Source organism: Rhizobium sp. LjRoot254, assembly GCF_964254105.1.
GTDB lineage: Bacteria > Pseudomonadota > Alphaproteobacteria > Rhizobiales > Rhizobiaceae > Rhizobium_E.
The window spans coordinates 4,355,708-4,372,365 of record NZ_CAXUSM020000001.1; the positions used below are offsets into that span (position 1 = coordinate 4,355,708).

The 16,658-nt window shown below is 61.7% G+C and carries 16 protein-coding genes; 6 read left to right on the forward strand and 10 right to left on the reverse strand.

Translation table 11 applies throughout. The features are described from left to right. Window positions 1-47: 47 nt before the first annotated feature. Window positions 48-2,759: a DNA mismatch repair protein MutS gene (mutS, locus tag ACSQ26_RS21450; protein ID WP_436012458.1), complete on the reverse strand. Its 2,712-nt coding sequence runs from the start codon at window positions 2,757-2,759 to the stop codon at window positions 48-50. Between the two features lie 148 nt (window positions 2,760-2,907). Here mutS and ACSQ26_RS21455 point away from each other — a divergent pair, with 148 nt between their 5' ends. After that, complete coding sequence (locus ACSQ26_RS21455) at window positions 2,908-5,190, forward strand: NADP-dependent malic enzyme (RefSeq protein WP_436012460.1); 2,283 nt, start codon at window positions 2,908-2,910, stop codon at window positions 5,188-5,190. 17 nt (window positions 5,191-5,207) lie between these two features. Here the strand turns inward: ACSQ26_RS21455 and ACSQ26_RS21460 are convergent, their stop codons facing one another. After that, window positions 5,208-6,122: a LysR substrate-binding domain-containing protein gene (locus ACSQ26_RS21460; RefSeq protein WP_436012462.1), complete on the reverse strand. Its 915-nt coding sequence runs from the start codon at window positions 6,120-6,122 to the stop codon at window positions 5,208-5,210. A 117-nt stretch (window positions 6,123-6,239) separates the two neighbouring features. Here ACSQ26_RS21460 and ACSQ26_RS21465 point away from each other — a divergent pair, with 117 nt between their 5' ends. Further along, window positions 6,240-6,419, forward strand: a complete 180-nt coding sequence (locus ACSQ26_RS21465) for a hypothetical protein (RefSeq protein WP_436012464.1) — start codon at window positions 6,240-6,242, stop codon at window positions 6,417-6,419. 95 nt (window positions 6,420-6,514) lie between these two features. Here the strand turns inward: ACSQ26_RS21465 and ACSQ26_RS21470 are convergent, their stop codons facing one another. The 5 genes from ACSQ26_RS21470 to ACSQ26_RS21490 form a co-directional block, all read right to left on the reverse strand. Next, window positions 6,515-7,393 (reverse strand): GNAT family N-acetyltransferase, encoded by an 879-nt coding sequence (locus tag ACSQ26_RS21470; RefSeq protein ID WP_436015398.1) that lies wholly within the window; start codon window positions 7,391-7,393, stop codon window positions 6,515-6,517. A 94-nt stretch (window positions 7,394-7,487) separates the two neighbouring features. Then, on the reverse strand, window positions 7,488-9,452 hold the full coding sequence (locus ACSQ26_RS21475; RefSeq protein WP_436012466.1) for a hybrid sensor histidine kinase/response regulator: 1,965 nt from the start codon (window positions 9,450-9,452) through the stop codon (window positions 7,488-7,490). 59 nt (window positions 9,453-9,511) lie between these two features. After that, complete coding sequence (gene lspA / locus ACSQ26_RS21480; RefSeq protein ID WP_436012468.1) at window positions 9,512-10,009, reverse strand: signal peptidase II; 498 nt, start codon at window positions 10,007-10,009, stop codon at window positions 9,512-9,514. Continuing rightward, a complete protein-coding gene (locus ACSQ26_RS21485; protein ID WP_436012470.1) occupies window positions 10,009-10,860 on the reverse strand; it encodes a TrmH family RNA methyltransferase in 852 nt (283 codons plus the stop codon). Before ACSQ26_RS21485 ends, lspA begins: the two co-directional genes overlap by 1 nt. Next, complete coding sequence (locus ACSQ26_RS21490; RefSeq protein ID WP_436012472.1) at window positions 10,857-11,978, reverse strand: class I SAM-dependent methyltransferase; 1,122 nt, start codon at window positions 11,976-11,978, stop codon at window positions 10,857-10,859. Before ACSQ26_RS21490 ends, ACSQ26_RS21485 begins: the two co-directional genes overlap by 4 nt. A 115-nt stretch (window positions 11,979-12,093) precedes the next feature. On the opposite strand from ACSQ26_RS21490, the gene ACSQ26_RS21495 reads away from it, so the two are divergent. Continuing rightward, window positions 12,094-12,594: an SRPBCC family protein gene (locus ACSQ26_RS21495; RefSeq protein WP_436012474.1), complete on the forward strand. Its 501-nt coding sequence runs from the start codon at window positions 12,094-12,096 to the stop codon at window positions 12,592-12,594. A gap of 2 nt (window positions 12,595-12,596) precedes the next feature. Here ACSQ26_RS21495 and ACSQ26_RS21500 read toward each other — a convergent pair whose 3' ends face one another. The 3 genes from ACSQ26_RS21500 to sppA all read right to left on the reverse strand — a co-directional run bounded on the left by ACSQ26_RS21500 (window position 12,597) and on the right by sppA (window position 14,304). After that, on the reverse strand, window positions 12,597-12,935 hold the full coding sequence (locus ACSQ26_RS21500) for a LapA family protein (RefSeq protein WP_436012476.1): 339 nt from the start codon (window positions 12,933-12,935) through the stop codon (window positions 12,597-12,599). Between the two features lie 74 nt (window positions 12,936-13,009). Continuing rightward, window positions 13,010-13,315 carry an integration host factor subunit beta gene (locus tag ACSQ26_RS21505; protein WP_258159862.1) on the reverse strand — a complete coding sequence of 102 codons (306 nt, stop codon included), beginning with the start codon at window positions 13,313-13,315 and terminating at the stop codon, window positions 13,010-13,012. A 32-nt stretch (window positions 13,316-13,347) separates the two neighbouring features. Beyond that, window positions 13,348-14,304, reverse strand: a complete 957-nt coding sequence (gene sppA, locus ACSQ26_RS21510; RefSeq protein ID WP_436012479.1) for a signal peptide peptidase SppA — start codon at window positions 14,302-14,304, stop codon at window positions 13,348-13,350. Between the two features lie 180 nt (window positions 14,305-14,484). Between sppA and lptC the strand changes: the two genes are divergently transcribed. From lptC to lptB, 3 genes are read left to right on the forward strand one after another with little or no spacing between them, the layout of a single operon-like run. Then, window positions 14,485-15,165 (forward strand): LPS export ABC transporter periplasmic protein LptC, encoded by a 681-nt coding sequence (lptC, locus tag ACSQ26_RS21515; protein ID WP_436012481.1) that lies wholly within the window; start codon window positions 14,485-14,487, stop codon window positions 15,163-15,165. Between the two features lie 9 nt (window positions 15,166-15,174). Continuing rightward, complete coding sequence (locus ACSQ26_RS21520) at window positions 15,175-15,708, forward strand: LptA/OstA family protein (protein ID WP_436012483.1); 534 nt, start codon at window positions 15,175-15,177, stop codon at window positions 15,706-15,708. Window positions 15,709-15,750: 42 nt separating this feature from the next. After that, window positions 15,751-16,524 (forward strand): LPS export ABC transporter ATP-binding protein, encoded by a 774-nt coding sequence (lptB, locus tag ACSQ26_RS21525; protein ID WP_436015400.1) that lies wholly within the window; start codon window positions 15,751-15,753, stop codon window positions 16,522-16,524. The last annotated feature ends 134 nt before the right edge of the window (window positions 16,525-16,658 follow it).

Here is a 16,658-nt window from a genome sequence, read left to right on the forward strand (position 1 = left end):
CGGCGACGAATGTCAATCATCTGATTGAGGCTTTTCAAGCGCCGGATTCAACCCAGCAGTTTCTTCAGCGCATAGAGCGCGTCCAGCGCGTCGCGCGGAGTCATTTCGTCGGGATTCAGTTCCCGCAAGCCTTCCTCGACCTTCGAGGACTTGGATGCTCTCGGCTCTTCGCGCCGCACCGCGGCCTGGAACAGCGGCAGGTCGTCGATCAGCTTGGCGGCCGGGTTCTTGCGGTCGGCGTCCTCCAGAAGGTCGAGCACCTCGCGAGCGCGGGAGACGACAGATGCCGGCAGACCCGCCAGACGCGCGACCTGGATGCCATAGGAACGATCGGCCGCGCCGGGGCCGACTTCGTGGAGGAAAACCACCTCGCCGTCCCATTCCTTGACCCTCATCGTGGCGTTGGACATGCGCTCCAGTTTCTCGGACAGCACAGTCAGTTCGTGGAAATGCGTGGCGAAAAGCGACCGACAGCGGTTGACCTCGTGCAGATGCTCGACAGCCGCCCAGGCGATCGACAGGCCGTCGAAAGTGGCGGTGCCGCGCCCGATCTCGTCGAGAATGACCAACGAGCGCGGCGTGGCCTGGTTGAGGATGGCGGCCGTCTCGACCATCTCAACCATAAAGGTCGAGCGGCCTCGGGCCAGGTCGTCGGACGCACCGACACGGCTGAAGAGACGATCGACGCAGCCGATCCGGGCCTCGGTGGCGGGAACGAATGAGCCCATCTGCGCCATGATCGCGATCAGCGCGTTCTGGCGCAGGAAGGTCGATTTACCGCCCATGTTGGGGCCGGTCAACAGCCAGATGCCGCCGTTCTTTCCACCGTTTGCTGGCGAGAGATCGCAATTGTTGGCAACGAAGGGATTGGCCGTCGCCTTGCGTAACGCCTGCTCGACCACCGGATGGCGCCCGCCCTCGATCGCGAAATCCACTGAACCATCGACATGCGGCCGGCAATAGGCCTGCTCCTCGGCGAGCACGGCGAGCGCAACCGACACATCGAGCACGGCGAGCGCCGACGCGGCCTTCTTGATCTCCTCGCCGGCGGCAATGACCGCTTCCCGCATCGTGTCGAAGGCTTCCAGTTCGAACACCAGCGCCTGTTCTGCGGCATTGGCGATGCGGCTTTCGAGATCCGACAGCTCGACCGTGGTGAAACGCATGGCGTTGGCATTGGTCTGGCGATGGATGAAGCGGGCGCGCATTTCGGGGCTCGCGGTCATCACACCTGCGGTGCCTGAAGTCAGCTCGATGAAGTAGCCGAGCACATTGTTGTGTTTGATCTTCAGTGACTTGACGCCGGTCTCCTCCGAATAGCTGGCCTGAAGGCCGGCGATGACACGGCGTGACTGGTCGCGGAGTTCGCGGAGTTCATCCAGTTCGGGGATTGCGCCATCCCGCACGAAGCCGCCGTCGCGCTTGAGCAGCGGCAGGTCCTCGGCCAGCAGCCCGCTCAACTGGTCTTCCAGCCCAAACGGCACCATACCGAGCGCGAGAAACGCGTCGGAAAGCTCTGGCGAAAGCCGGTTCTGGACCAGCCTCGAAGCGATGTCCCGCCCTGCCCGGAGGCCGCTCAAGATCGCTGCAAGATCGCGCGGACCGCCGCGATCGAGCGCCAGACGCGACAGTGCGCGCGGCATGTCGGGCGCATGCCTGAGTGCCTGCCTTATGTCATTTGCCAGCCGGGGCTCGTCGAGAAAGAACGAGATCGAATCGAGCCGCCTGTTGATCTGCTCCGGATCCGTCAGTGGCGACATCAGCCGTTCCGAGATCAGCCGGGCGCCGCCGCCGGACACCGTGCGATCGATGGCTTTGAGCAGCGAGCCATTGCGATCCCCCGACAGCGTGCGGATGAGTTCGAGATTGGCGCGCGTGGCGGGATCGATGAACACCGTCGAGGCTGAACTCTCGCGCTCCGGCACGCCCAGCGCAGGGCGTTCCGCGATCTGCGTCTTCTCGACATAGGCGATAGCTGCCGCGCCCGCCGAAAGTTCCGGTCGGGTGAAGCCGCCGAAACCATCCAGCGTCGAGAGACGATAATAGCGTGCTATGCGATTTTCCGCCGTCGCCGAATCGAAAAGCACAGCCGGCTGTGGACTGACGACCTTGCCCAGGACATCGAAGATCGAGCGGAGATCGGCATCATGGAAGATTGCATCGGCTACGATCAATTCCTTGGGGTCGATCCTGAGGATGTCGGCCAATAGCCGGGAAAGCTCGGTCTCGGCGAGCCGGAACACGCCTGTCGAGATATCGATCCAGGCAAGCCCGTACTGAACTCTCTCGCCGCCCCGGATGCGCGAAAGCGCCATCATGTAGTTGCTGTCGCCGGGATTGAGCAGTTTCTCCTCGGTGATCGTGCCCGGCGTCACCAACCGCACCACATCGCGCTTGACGACCGACTTGGCGCCGCGCTTCCTGGCTTCGGCGGGGTCTTCCACCTGTTCGCAGACCGCCACCCGGTAGCCGAAACCGATGAGCTTCTGGAGATAATCGTCGGCGGCGTGGACCGGCACGCCGCACATCGGAATATCCTGGCCGAGATGCTGGCCGCGCCGGGTCAGCGTGATACCCAGCGCACGCGATGCTTCCAGCGCATCCTCGAAGAAAAGTTCGTAGAAATCGCCCATGCGGTAGAACAGCAGGCTATCCGGATTGGTCGCCTTGATCTCGATATACTGCTCCATCATCGGGGTCGCCGTCTGGCGGCTTTCCTCGGAGGCAAGTTCGGCAACGGTCAGGGCTTCGATGGTCATACCTGGCTTTTTTGAGAATTGGTCCGCCGACCAGAAGAAATGGGCAACCTGCATAAAGGCGTTGAACATTACGGTGCGGCATGCATGAATGACAATAACGAGAGCGCCGAAAAACGACGGCGCCCACAGGAAGCATTTGGGAGGAATCATGCCTGCGGACAAGCCCGACCGGACTATGCCCACCGTCACCCGCCAGGAGGCGTTGGACTTCCATTCGCGCGGACGCCCCGGCAAACTGGAAATCACCCCCACCAAGCCGATGGCGACCCAGCGCGACCTGTCGCTCGCCTATTCGCCCGGCGTCGCGGAGCCGGTCAAGGCAATCGCCGAGGATCCCAGCACCGCCTATGACTACACGACGCGCGGCAACATGGTGGCCGTGATCTCCAACGGGACGGCGATCCTCGGCCTTGGCAATCTCGGCGCGCTCGCTTCGAAGCCGGTGATGGAGGGCAAGTCCGTCCTGTTCAAGCGATTCGCCGATGTCGATTCGATCGATCTCGAAGTCGATACCGAGGATGTCGAGGAGTTCATCAATTGCGTGCGATATCTCGGCCCCTCGTTCGGCGGCATCAATCTCGAGGATATCAAGGCGCCGGATTGCTTCGTGATCGAGAGCCGGCTGCGCGAAATCATGGATATCCCGGTCTTTCACGACGACCAGCATGGCACCGCGATCATCGCGGCCGCCGGCCTGATCAACGCGCTCGACCTGACCGGCCGCGACTACAAGAAGACCAAGCTCGTCTGCAACGGCGCGGGTGCAGCGGCCATCGCCTGTATCGAACTGATCAAGGCGATGGGTTTCAACCCCGAAAATGTCATCCTCTGCGACACCAAGGGCGTGGTCTATCAGGGCCGCACAGAGGGCATGAACCAGTGGAAATCGGCGCATGCGGCCAAGACCGACAAGCGCACACTCGCGGAGGCCATGGACGGCGCCGATGTCGTGCTCGGTCTGTCCGCCAAGGGCACGCTATCGGCAGACATGATCCGCTCGATGTCCCGCAACCCGATCATCTTCGCCATGGCCAATCCCGATCCGGAAATCACGCCGGAGGAGGTCGCGCGCATCCGCGATGATGCGATCATGGCAACCGGGCGTTCGGATTATCCGAACCAGGTCAACAACGTGCTGGGCTTTCCCTATATCTTCCGCGGCGCGCTCGATGTGCGCGCCTCGACGATCAACGACGACATGAAGATCGCCGCCGTTCACGCGCTCGCCAACCTTGCCAAGGAGGATGTGCCCGACGATGTCGCCGCCGCCTACCAGGGCAACCGGCCGCGTTTCGGGCCGAACTACATCATCCCCGTGCCCTTCGATCCGCGCCTGATCTCCTCGATCCCGGTGGCGGTGGCCAAGGCCGCGATGGATTCGGGCGTCGCCCGCAAGCCGATCGCCGATCTCGACCGCTATGCGCGCGACCTGAAGGCACGCCGCGACCCGATCGCCTCGACGCTGCAACGTATCTACGAGCGCGTCCGCCGCTTCCCCAAGCGCGTGGTCTTTGCCGAGGCCGAGGAAGAGCAGGTGATGCGCGCGGCGATCTCCTACGTCAACCAGCAGCTCGGCACCGCGATCCTGCTCGGCCGCGACGATATTATCCAGGCGACGGCCGAACGGGCCGGCATCGACCTCAACCGGCCGGGCATCGAGTTCATCAATGCCAGGACGTCGAAAAGGCGCGAGGCCTATATCGATTATCTCTACGCGCGCCTCCAGCGGAAGGGCTTCCTGCAACGCGATGCGCAACGGCTGATCAATACCGATCGCAACCATTTCGCCGCCTGCATGGTGGCGCTCGGCGATGCCGACGCGATGGTGACCGGCACGACGCGCAACTATTCGACCGCGCTCGACGATATCAGGCGCTGCATCGACGCCAAGCCGGGCCACAGGGTCATCGGCGTATCGCTGGCGCTCTGCCGGGGCAGGACGGTGCTGGTGGCCGATACCGCGGTCCACGACATGCCGTCATCCGAAGAACTCGCGGAAATCGCTGAGGAAGCCGCTGGCGTCGCCCGCCGTCTCGGCTACGAGCCGCGTGTGGCCATGCTCGCCTATTCCACCTTCGGCCATCCCGAGGGCGAACGTTCGGAGCGGGTGCGGGAGGCGGTGAAGATTCTCGACAAGCGCCGCGTCGATTTCCAGTATGACGGTGAAATGGCGGCCGACGTGGCGCTCAATGCCGATGTCATGGAGCAATACCCGTTCTGCCGGCTGTCAGGCCCCGCCAACGTGCTGGTCATGCCAGCGTTCCACTCGGCCTCGATCTCGACCAAGATGCTGCAGGAACTCGGCGGCTGCACGGTGATCGGGCCATTGCTGGTCGGCCTCGACAAGTCGGTCCAAATCGTCTCGATCGGCGCCAAGGACAGCGATATTGTCAATATGGCGGCGATCGCGGCGTATAATGCAGGAATGTAGTCCCGCATCCACGTACCTCAGGATGCATCCAGCCTCATATCGAGATCGGCCATGCTCTTGGCCAGTTCGCGCTTCAGCCATGCCTTAAAAATCTGAACCTTGCGGCTGTCGCGCACGCCTTTTGCCGTGATGAAATAGTGGCCGAAGCCGGTTCTCGCGCGGATGTCGAAGGGGGCGGCAAGCCGGCCCTCGGCGATCATATCCGCCGTCAGCGTCTGCCAGGCCAGCATGACGCCCTGGCCGGCCATGACGGCGTCCAGGCAGAGCGACGCCTCGTTGAAGACGTGGCCCTGGCTGATCTCGGCACCTTCCAGCCCTGCGGCGTCCAGCCAGACATCCCATTTGAACATGGCCCGGTCGTCGATCACGGCTGGCACGGAGAGAACATCGGCGGGTGTCTTCAGCTTCGCGGCGATCTGCGGAGCGCAGACCGGGTAGACCTCCTGCGCCAGGATCAGTTCCGAATTCACATCGGGCCAGTCGCCCTTGCCGACGCGAATGCCGAGGTCGATATCGGAGGATGCCGGATCGATAAGACGCATCGTGGCATCGATCCTCAGGATGATCTCGGGATGCTCGCGGGCGAAACTGTCGAAACGGCGCACCAGCCAGCGCGAGGCGAAGACGGGTGCCACAGAGATGGTCAGGCAGTTATTGTCCCGCCGCTGCGCCAGGGTCACCGCCTCGGCGAGCTTCTGGATGCCATCGGTCAGGCGCGCGAGCACGGGCAGGCCGATTTCCGTCGCCACCAACCCCTTGCCGGTGCGTTCGAATATCTGGTGGCCCAGTTGAAGCTCGGTCTTGATCACCTGCTGGCTGACGGCACCAACCGATACGCCGAGTTCGTCGGCGGCAGCCTGCAGCGAGCCCAGCCGCCCAACTGCTTCGAGCGCCCTGAGCCCGTTCATGTGCACGGCGTTGAGGTTCTTCATATAGCTTTTCTAAAGCCGCTTGCTGGAAAACTCAATTGAATTGAGCAGCGGAAAGCCCGATATTCAGAGCGTCGGAACGGCTTGTTTCCGGAAGATGCTCTCGAAAGGAGTATGGAAATGCTGAACTTGATTGCAAACCTGCTGCGCTGGCTGGTGGCCCCTGCGGATTACGACACCAATCCCAGGGATCCGCTGATGCACCCGGCGCTCAGGGACATGAGCCAGCGGGAATTGGCGGACCTGCCATTCTCGAACAATGCGCGCCGCTCGGGTGGTCGCGGCTCTTGCGCCGCGTGATGCACCAATCGGCTCTTCGATAAAATACCGGAGCCGGGCGGCTCCGGACCTGCTGAAGGCTTGGGGTTTGGATGTTCAGCAGGTAAAACTGAAACTCAGGACGCGAAACGCTGGGCGTCCGCACCATAATAATTCAGGTAACGCGTCGAAATACTCTCGACCGGCAGCACGATAAGCACATCGGTCGTGCCGAATGCATGGTCCACCACGGCGCCTTCGCCGACCATAGCGCCCAATCTCAGGTAACCCTTGATCAGCGGCGGCATCGCCATCAGCGCCCGCTTGGGGTTGACCGCTTCAGGCGGCATCAGGTCCATGTTGCGATAGCGGTTGGGCGAGGCGTGTACCGCCCATTCGCCATCGGCAAGCACATTGTGATGCAGGAAGGACAGCGCCAGCGCGTGGAATTCCGGGAAGGCACCGGGGAACGAGCCGCAACCGAACATCACATCGAGGCGATGCTTGAGCGCATAGGCCCAATTGCCCTGCCAGAGCAGTTCCACGGTGCGCTTGGTGCGATATGGGGCAAGCACGCAGGACCGGCCGAGTTCCATGAACTGCTTGCCGGGGTGGCGGGCGATCATCGGCGCGATGTCGAATTCCGAGGCCGAGTAGAAGCCCGAATGCCGTTCGGCGACTTCCTGGCGCAGCAGCCTGTAGGTCGCGACGATCTGGTCGGCCGCATCGCCTTCCAGGGACCTGTCGAGCACGATCAGGTGATCGCAGATGTCATCGAACGCATCGAAATCGCGGCCGGCGAGCATCGCCTCCGGCGGCAGCCTGGCACCCATCTCCTCGACGAAGACGCGGTAGCGGATGACCTGCGCGGCCTCGATTTCCTGCGGCGTCACCGCGAGCCTAGTCTCGAGCGAGCCGATGCGGCCCAGCACGGGAAGCCCATCATGGGTCGTCGCCGCGCGACGCTCCGCGGGGCGAGGTTTCTCCGTCCTGGTCTCGGCGACATCCAATGTCATCACGTGACAAATCCCTGTTGGCCTTGCCGGTCTATAACCACATCAAGACGACACCCGCGTGACAGTCAAGGGTTGTTATATCACGTGAAAGGGATCACGCCGAGCGTTTGACGGCGAGCGCATCGATGGCGCTTGCAAGCATTTCAGGCGTTGCCGGCTTGAGCAAGACGAGATCGGCGCCTTTTTTCAAAAGCAGGGTGTGGATATCTGCCGCATCGTTGGCGGTCAGTACAATGACCCGCGCGGGCGCAACGCCGCGCTCCACTTCTTCCACGCGAAGCGAATCGATGAAGGCATCGCAGGTACCGCCCGGCATGTCGTTGTCGGTGAGGATAAGGTCGTGAGCGCCCTGGCGCCTGAGCACTTCAAGCTGTGTGAAACTATTGGCATGGCGCACCGTGTGACCCGCTCGTTCCAGTATCGCGCGCACGATCATGGCATTGACCGGTTCGTCCTCGCCGAAAATGACCGAGAGGCCGGAGTGAGCAACGGGCCGGCGTTCCTGCTGCGGTTCCGGCGCTAGGACGGGGAAGTCCTTGTCCTTGGCCATGCGTGGCTCGAGCCCGCTCAGCCTGCCGGTCAATACGTCGATCAGCGATTGCTCGCGCAGCGGCCTGATCAGCCAGCTGTCATAGACATCGCCGGACATCTGCTCGGGCCGGGCTTCCGGGTTGACGAGGAATATCTTGCGCGTCTGCGCAAGCCGCGCATCCCGAGCGAAGGCTTGGGCAAAATCCGTATCGAGCCGGTGATCTACGATCACGTCGGTGAAAGCCTGCCCATCGAGCGCGGCGCGCGTGCCCGCCATATCGGATGCCGTGCGCACGGTCGCGCCCAGCCGGTTGAGCGAATATGAAATGGCGTCCGCCGCCGGCCCCTCGGGGGCAAGCAGCAATACGTGCGACCCGGCAAGCTCGGAACCGCTCCGCATGGGCGGGCCGGAGAAATCCACCGGCAAGCGGATGGTGAAGGTGCTGCCCTTGCCGAATTCGCTTTCGACGCCGAGTGCGCCACCCGCCTCGGTCATGATCCTGGCCGATATGGCAAGGCCAAGCCCAACGCCGCCTTCGCGGGCTCGCGTCAGGTCACCCTGCTCGAACTCCCCGAATATGCGCTGAAGTTCGGCGGCATTCATTCCAGGCCCGCTGTCGCGGACCTTCACGACCAGCGCGCCGTCAGCCCGATCGACGCTGACGAGCACGCCACCGGTCTCGGTGAACTTCACGGCGTTGCCGATGACGTTGTAGAGCACCTGGCGGAAACGGGCCGGATCGAATTCCAGCAAGGCCGGCACATCGGGTGATATGATGGCACCGATCTCGATGCCTTTCGCATGAGCGCGGCTGGAGAGCATTTCGACGACGCTTTCGACCAGCGGCCGGATCGGCTCGAGCCGAGGCCGCAGATGGAAGCGGCCGGCGGCGAGCGTCGAGAAATCCAGCAGGTCTTCAACCAGTTGCACAAGCGCGGTGCCGGATTGGCGGATGCCTTCGAGATAGTTCTTCTGTTCGGCAGTGAGACGCGTGCCGGCGAGCAATTGGCCCATGCCCAATAGACCGCTGAGCGGCGTACGGATTTCGTGACTGACCGTGGCGATGAGACGTGACTTGAGGAGGCTTTCCTCCTCCGCGCGGGCACGGGCCTCTTCGCGTCGCGCGGCTTCCCGCCGTTCGTCGGTCACGTCGCGGGCGATGGACTGGACGACGAGGCCGCCGACCACCGCATCGCGGGTCACGACATCGTGCCAGAGGAATATCCTGGTGCGGCCATCCCGGGTGAATTCTACATCATAGCAATGGGGGATCGGGCCGGCTTCGAAGGTGATGCCGAGCTCCGCGCATGTGCGGCCTTCCGGCTGAGGCGCGCCGGCAAATTCCCTGAATGTGTGGTTGGACGAACGGATCACGCCCTCCAGGCTGCGGCAGAGTGTGATATCGCCGAGCGCGTCATGGATGGAAGCGAGCAGGTCGCCGCCCGTATACGCCCGGGAATCGGCGCGGGCAGCCGATCGCTCGAACGCGGAGGCGACACGATCCTGCAATTTCCTGGGTTCGCTCATGGCACAAGTGTATCATGGCGAGACTTTCGAAAGGCTTGCGGTAGTTGCTTAACGAACCGTCACCCGGCCTTATCGGGTTGCTTTCGGTTGAGGAAAAGCTCGCAAAAGCCGATCAACACAGCACCTACGGTGATCAGGCTGTCAGCGAGATTGAACACAGCGAAAGACCATGTCTGGGTATGGAACAGCACGTAGTCGACCACGTGTCCATAAATGAAACGATCTATGATGTTGCCGATCGCACCCGCTATCACCATGCAGAAACCGAAATGAACGAGGCCGTGCGCCTGCCGCGATGTCCGCCACCACCAGAGAATGAATGCGACGATCGCCAGCCGCATAATGTCGATCACCCAGCCGCTCATGCCTGACAGGAAGGAGAAGGCGACGCCAGTGTTTGTGGTGTGATTGAGATAGAAGTACCAAATTACGTGATACTCAACATGAAGTGGCAAATGCAGTACGATCAGGTACTTGATCCATTGGTCCAGCGCCACGGCGATGACAATGAAGACCACCGCGACGGGCGGACGGGAAAAAAGCGGCGTTGAGGTCATCAATGGCCTTCCAGATTCAACAGATGCCGGCGTGCCTCGAACAGCATGACGCCGGTGGCGACCGCGAGGTTCAGCGAATCCGCTCGGCCCTGCTGGGGAATGCGCACGCGTATGTCGGCGGCATCGGCGAGTTCCTCCGGCAGGCCCGCCTGTTCGTTGCCCATGAGCAGGATGACAGGCTTGGTGCGATAGTCCGGCTTGCGGTAATCGACGGCGCCTTTGAGATGCGTCGCGATCATCACCGTGCCCGACGCCTTCTGCCATTTGATGAAATCCGTAACGGATGTCCGCGTGACCGGCAGCGAGAAAACAGAGCCCATCGTTGCGCGCACGGTTTCCAGCGCAAACGGATCGGTCGTGTCGCCCACCAGGATCACGCCTGATGCACCGACCGCATCCGCCGTGCGGATGATCGTGCCGAGATTGCCGGGATCGCGCACGCGATCGAGCGCCAGCCAAGTCTCGTTGGCCTGTGGGCGGATGTCCTTCAGCGGCTTCCAGCGCGCGTGAAAAATGCCGACGACCATTTGCGGATTGTCGCGCCGCGTGACCGAAGAAAGCACCTTCTCGCTGACTTCGAGCACCTGCCCGCCGAGTGCTACAGTCTTCGCGGCAATCTTCTCGACCAGCGGCTTGTCCTTGGCCGATTTCGAATACATCAGCGTTTCGATTCGCCAACCCATTTCGAGCGCATCGATCACCAGCTTCAGCCCCTCGGCCATGAAGGTTCCGCTTTCCTCGCGGTTCTTCTTCATGCTCAAGGCCTTGATATCCTTGATGATGGGATTGGCGAGCGAGGTGATTTCCTTCACCTGCCCCGGACGGCGCGGGCCGTTGTCGTTATGTGTCATTGCGTCCACCGGCTGAAAAGTGATGTCGAGAGCGCGCGCCCGGCTGCACCGTCTTCGCGGATGATGAGCTCGCCCGACTCGACAAGACCACCACGGCCACGCATGGTTTCCATCATCAGCTCGTGCATGGAATAAAAGCTCGCGCGGATCGAATAGGCCGTCAGCACCAGGCCGATGGCCTTCGGCGAGAGCAGTTCGCGGCAGATATCCAGCATCTTCGGCAGATGATCGAACAGTTGCCAGACCTCGCCTTCCGGCCCCCGGCCGAAGCGGGGCGGGTCGGTGAGGATGATATCGTAGGTATTGCCGCGCCGCAGCTCGCGTTCGATGAATTTCATCGCGTCGTCGCAGATCCAGCGGATCGGCTTTTCCGTCATGCGGGCGAGTGCCTGGTTCTCACGACCCCAACCGATCGCCTTCTTCGAGGCATCGACATGGGTCACTTCGGCGCCGGCAGCAGCGGCGGCGAGAGACGCCACGCCCGTGTAGCCGAACAGGTTGAGCACCTTCGGCTTGCCGCCGCGCGCCTTGATGGACTCCATCATCCACGCCCAATGGACGATCTGCTCCGGAAAAACGCCGACATGGCGGAAGGCGGTGAAGCGGCCGAAGAAATCGACGTCGAGCAGCCGCATCGGCCAGGTCTCACCAAGCGCCGCACGGGGAAAGCGCCAGCGGCCGGCGCCGTCTTCCTCGGTATCGCCGGTGAAGATCGCGTCCGCCGCATCCCATTCGCTATCCGGCAAGGCCCTCGGCCACAGCGCCTGCGCTTCCGGCCGCACGACGCGGATATCGCCGTATTGTTCAAGCTTCAGACCCAAGCCCGTATCGAGAAGCCGATAGCCGTGTTCGCCCGATGTCTCCAGGATCACGGGAGCCCTGCCCTCGGGCCGGTCGCCTTCACGGCGCGGCATGAAAATGGGCACGGTGGCGCTCGCCTTCTCCCACTTCTCCTCGCGAATGCGTGCAGGCCGTTCGGCGACCGGCTTGACAGGGGCTGCCTTCACCGGCCGCTGGTCGCGCTTGGCCTCGTCACGCCGCGTGCCTGGTCGGCTGGTGTCAGTGCCTGCTTTGCCCGCAGAACGCGCACCCCGCGCGTGATTTTTGCTCTTTACCAATGGTTTGTTTCTCAATAATGCGATTAGCTGGATCAAATAGCAGCCTAATTCCTCTTGGCAAAGCGCTTTGGCATCGCCATTGAATCAGCCCGAGAGAATTCATGGGAGAAAACGAATGGACATGACCGGCGTAGAGCGGATTCCCGCGAAAAGAGAGATCGTCTGGGAGGCGCTCAACACCCCGGGCATTCTGCGCAAATGCATCCCGAACTGTGAAAAGCTCGAACGAAATTCACCGACGGAACTGGCCGCGACGGTCAAGCTCAAGCTCGGCCCGATCTCCACCAATTTCAAGGGCAACATCACGCTGACAAACCTCAATCCGCCCGAAAGCTATACGCTCGTCGTGGAAGGCCAGGGTGGCATTGCCGGTTTCGCCAAGGGAAGCTCGGATGTGAAGCTGACCGAAGAAGGCGACGAGACGGTCCTGACCTATGAGATCAAGGCGCAGTTCGGCGGCAAGCTCGCCATGCTGGGCTCGCGCATGATCGATTCCTCGTCCAAGAAGCTTGCCGTGCAATTCTTCAAGAAATTCAACAAGCTCGCCGCCAAGCGCGGTGCCAGGATGGCGGCGAAGGCCACTTCCACCGCTGCGGCGGCCGACGACGACGAATAAGATTACTTCGAAGCAGAGATGAGGTTGCGGGTGGTGATCTCCTCCACCCGTGTCCGCTGCTTCCCAGCCTCTTCCCGCCACTTCCGCGCCTCGTGCGCTTCATCGCGGGCCTGCTTGCGGTACCTGCCCTGGGCAAACCACGTTACCAGAGAGCCGAGGATCACACCTGCCATCAGTGCGATGAACAGGAAGACGAAGAGCGGCAGCGAGACCGACAGAAGCGTATCGTCCGGACGGAAGGGATTGAGCGCGAGCGTCACGAAGTGACGGTTGGCAACCGACAGAACCACCAGAATGATTGCGATCGGAACCAGTACGATCAGCTTGATGAAACGCATCATGAGGACGATCTCCCTATTTTAGGGCTCTTTTGAACGGTTCACGCCCGCAAATCAAGATCGGTCCGTGGGAAGGATCAGTCGTCGTCTTCCTCGTCGGCGAGGTCGGGGTTGAGACGCTCGCGAAGTTCCTTGCCCGTCTTGAAGAAGGGAACCCATTTCTCCTCGACGAAGACCGCGTCACCCGTGCGAGGGTTGCGGCCCGAACGGGACGGCCGGTTCTTGACCGAGAATGCGCCAAAACCGCGCAATTCGACGCGATTTCCACCGGCAAGAGCATCGGTGATTTCATCAAGGACGGCGTTGACGATATTCTCGACATCGCGATGGTAGAGATGCGGGTTTTTAGCCGCGACAATTTGTACCAGCTCTGACTTGATCACGAACGCCCCCTCTGACGGTTTCTAGTTCCCGTTCATTTCCCATCAAACTGCCAAACGGAGACCATACCGTCAAGCAACAACTTGTCTTCACTGAGATTTTTGAGAGAACCGACCTTCGAGAGCCAGCCCAAACCGACCGCTTCGGCCATCTCCTGTACGAGCCCGCCGAGGAAGAACGGCGAGCCATTGTCCTGAGGCTCCCAGTCGACGATCGGCAAATTGGCGCCAACCTTCTTGCTCGCGAGATAGTCGCGGATTTCCTTGATGCCGCCGATCTGGTCGACAAGCTTGGCGGTTTTTGCCTGCCGGCCTGTAAACACGCGGCCATCCGCGAGCTTCAGTGCCTCGGGCTTCGGGATGCCGCGCCGCTGGGAAACAAGCGTCACGAACCAGTCGAAGGAATCGTCGACCATGGTCTGTATCGCTGCCTTGGCAGCTTCCGGCGGCACATGGAATGGCGATGGCTCGGCTTTCAGCGGCGCGGACTTGATCTCCTCGAGCGACACGCCGATCTTGTCGAGCAGGTTCTTGAGCTGCGGGTACTGGAAGATCACGCCGATGGAACCGGTGATCGACGTATCGCCGGCCACGATATGATCGCCGCCGATCGCGATCATGTAGCCGGCGGATGCCGCAAGCGTGCGCACGTCGGACACAACCGGCTTCTTCTCGGCCACCTTGCGGATTGCCTTGTAGATCACCTCGCCGCCATAGGTCGTGCCGCCCGGAGAGGCGATGGAGACGATCAGTCCCTTGACGCTATTGTTCTTCGCGATCTTGTCCAGCCGCTCAAGAAGCTCGGCATCGTCCTGGATGAGGCCTGAAATCTTGACGCGGGCAATGTGGTCGCGTGCCTTGCCGACGTCGTCGCCCCATAGCGCGGACCAGACCAACGCGATGGCTGCCGCGATGACGAGAAACGCGGCGACGCGCCAGAAGGTCAGCTTGCGGCGCAACTGGCGCCTTTCGGCGATATCGATATAGGCCATGGAAACACTCTCGATCAAAGATTTGGCCACATGGAATAGCGCTTGTGACACCGGAAAGAAACAGCAGGGAAGCAACACATCGCCGAAGTTTCTAACGCGACCTATCACGCATTGTTTTTTCGTGATGATTTTCCTATGTGTGGAAGCGAAGGCTGCGGCATACGCGCCACAGGATTTTTAATGGATATACGCGCACCCCTTTCCCTCTCCCGGCAAAGCCCGGCCAGCCTTTACGGCAGGGCGATCAGGCATTCGGGACGCGTGCGCCGGCTGAAGGTGATGCTGCCCGTGCTGGCGGTGATCATCTCGCTGGCCTTTGTCGCGGTATCGTGGGTGCGCACGATGTTTCCGGCAAACCTTACCATCTCAGGCGCCAAGATCGAGGACGGCCGCGTGGTGATGGAGAAGCCCGCCATTTCCGGCCGCAACCAGGATGGCATCAGCTATTTCATGAATGCCCGGCGCGCACTGCAGGCGATCATCAATCCGAGCGATATCGAACTGCAGGATATCGATGCGGCGGTCCCGATCCGTGGCGACCTCGTGGCACATATCAAGGCATCAGGCGCGAAATTCGATCGCGACACCGACCGGCTCGATATGACTTCACCGTTCGAAGTCACCCTCTCCTCCGGCCTCAGGGCTGCATTCCAGTCAGCTCATCTCGACGTCAAGGGCGGCCTGATGACATCGGACGATCCGGTTTCCATCACGGCAAAAGGCGCGACGCTGGTTGCGAACAGCCTCAAGATAACGGATAAGGGCAGGATCATGAATTTCAAGGGCAATGTCCGCATGGTGGTCGAGCCGACCGCCGTCCGGCGCACCGCCGCAGATGTCAAATCAACGAGCAATCAATAAGGGACGCCCATGCGCGCTTTTCGTTATTCGGCCTGCCTAGCCGCAACGGCACTTCTCACGCTCGGCATCGCGACCAGCCACGCCCAGACCACATCCACCGGCCTCGCGCTCAGCAATGACAAGCCTATCCAGATCGAGAGCGACAATCTCGAAATCCGCGAGCAGGAAAAGAAGGCACTCTTCGACGGCAATGTGAAGGTGGCCCAGGGGCAGATGACCCTGGAGGCGACCCACATGACCGTCTATTACAAGACCGGCACGAAATCGATCGCGGCCGGCGGCGGCGATATCGACCGCATCGAAGTGTCCGGCAGCGTGAAACTGGCCTCGGCGACGCAGAAGGCGACGGCCGACACCGGCAGCTTCAACATGATCAGCGAAGTCCTCGTGCTCAACGGCAATCCCGTCGTTCTCTCGGAAGGCGGCAATGTCTTCACCGGCTGCAAGCTGACGGTGCAGATGAAGAGCGGCCTCGCCAATCTCGGCAGTTGCGGCAAGCGGGTGAAGATCCTGATCGATCCGAAGTCTAATAAGCAGAACTGATCCCGAGCCTTGAAAATACCATTCATCACGTCCGACGCTGATATAGCCGGCAGCCATGTCGTTCCCAGAGATGCGTCCCAGCAGGCGCGCTACGAAGGCACGCTGATCGCGCGCGGCATCACCAAATCCTATCGCTCGCGGCGCGTCGTCAATGGCGTGTCGCTGGTCGTCCGGCGCGGCGAGGCAGTCGGGCTGCTCGGCCCGAACGGCGCCGGCAAGACGACCTGTTTCTACATGATCACCGGCCTTATTCCGGTAGACCAGGGCAGGATCGAGATCGACGGCAACGACGTGACCTGGATGCCGATGTACCAGCGGGCGCGGCTCGGTGTCGGCTACCTGCCGCAGGAAGCCTCGATCTTTCGCGGCCTGACGGTCGAGCAGAACCTTCGCGCCGTGCTGGAACTGCGCGAGAAGAACAAGGACGCGCGCGAGCACAAGCTCGAATCGCTGCTCGCCGAGTTCTCCATCACCCATCTCAAGAACTCGCCGGCCGTGGCACTGTCCGGCGGCGAGCGGCGCAGGCTCGAAATTGCGCGCGCCCTATCGACCGATCCCGCCTTCATGCTGCTCGACGAACCCTTTGCCGGCGTCGATCCGATCTCGGTCGCCGACATCCAGAACCTTGTGCGGCACCTGACGCGGCGCGGAATTGGCGTGTTGATCACTGACCACAATGTCCGCGAGACGCTGGGCCTGATCGACCGCGCCTACATCATCCACGAAGGCGAAGTGCTGACGCATGGCCGCGCCTCCGATATCGTCAGCAATGCCGATGTGCGCAGGCTCTATCTCGGCGACAATTTCAGCCTGTAGCGTATTCGCGCCGCTTTCATGTCGCGAATTTTACCCAAATTGCGATTTTCCCTTGACCCGGTTGGTTCAATGGGCGATTTTTGGTCAAGCAATTTTTGGGCCAGTTTCGAAATCTTGCGGTTTCGAGGCCCTCC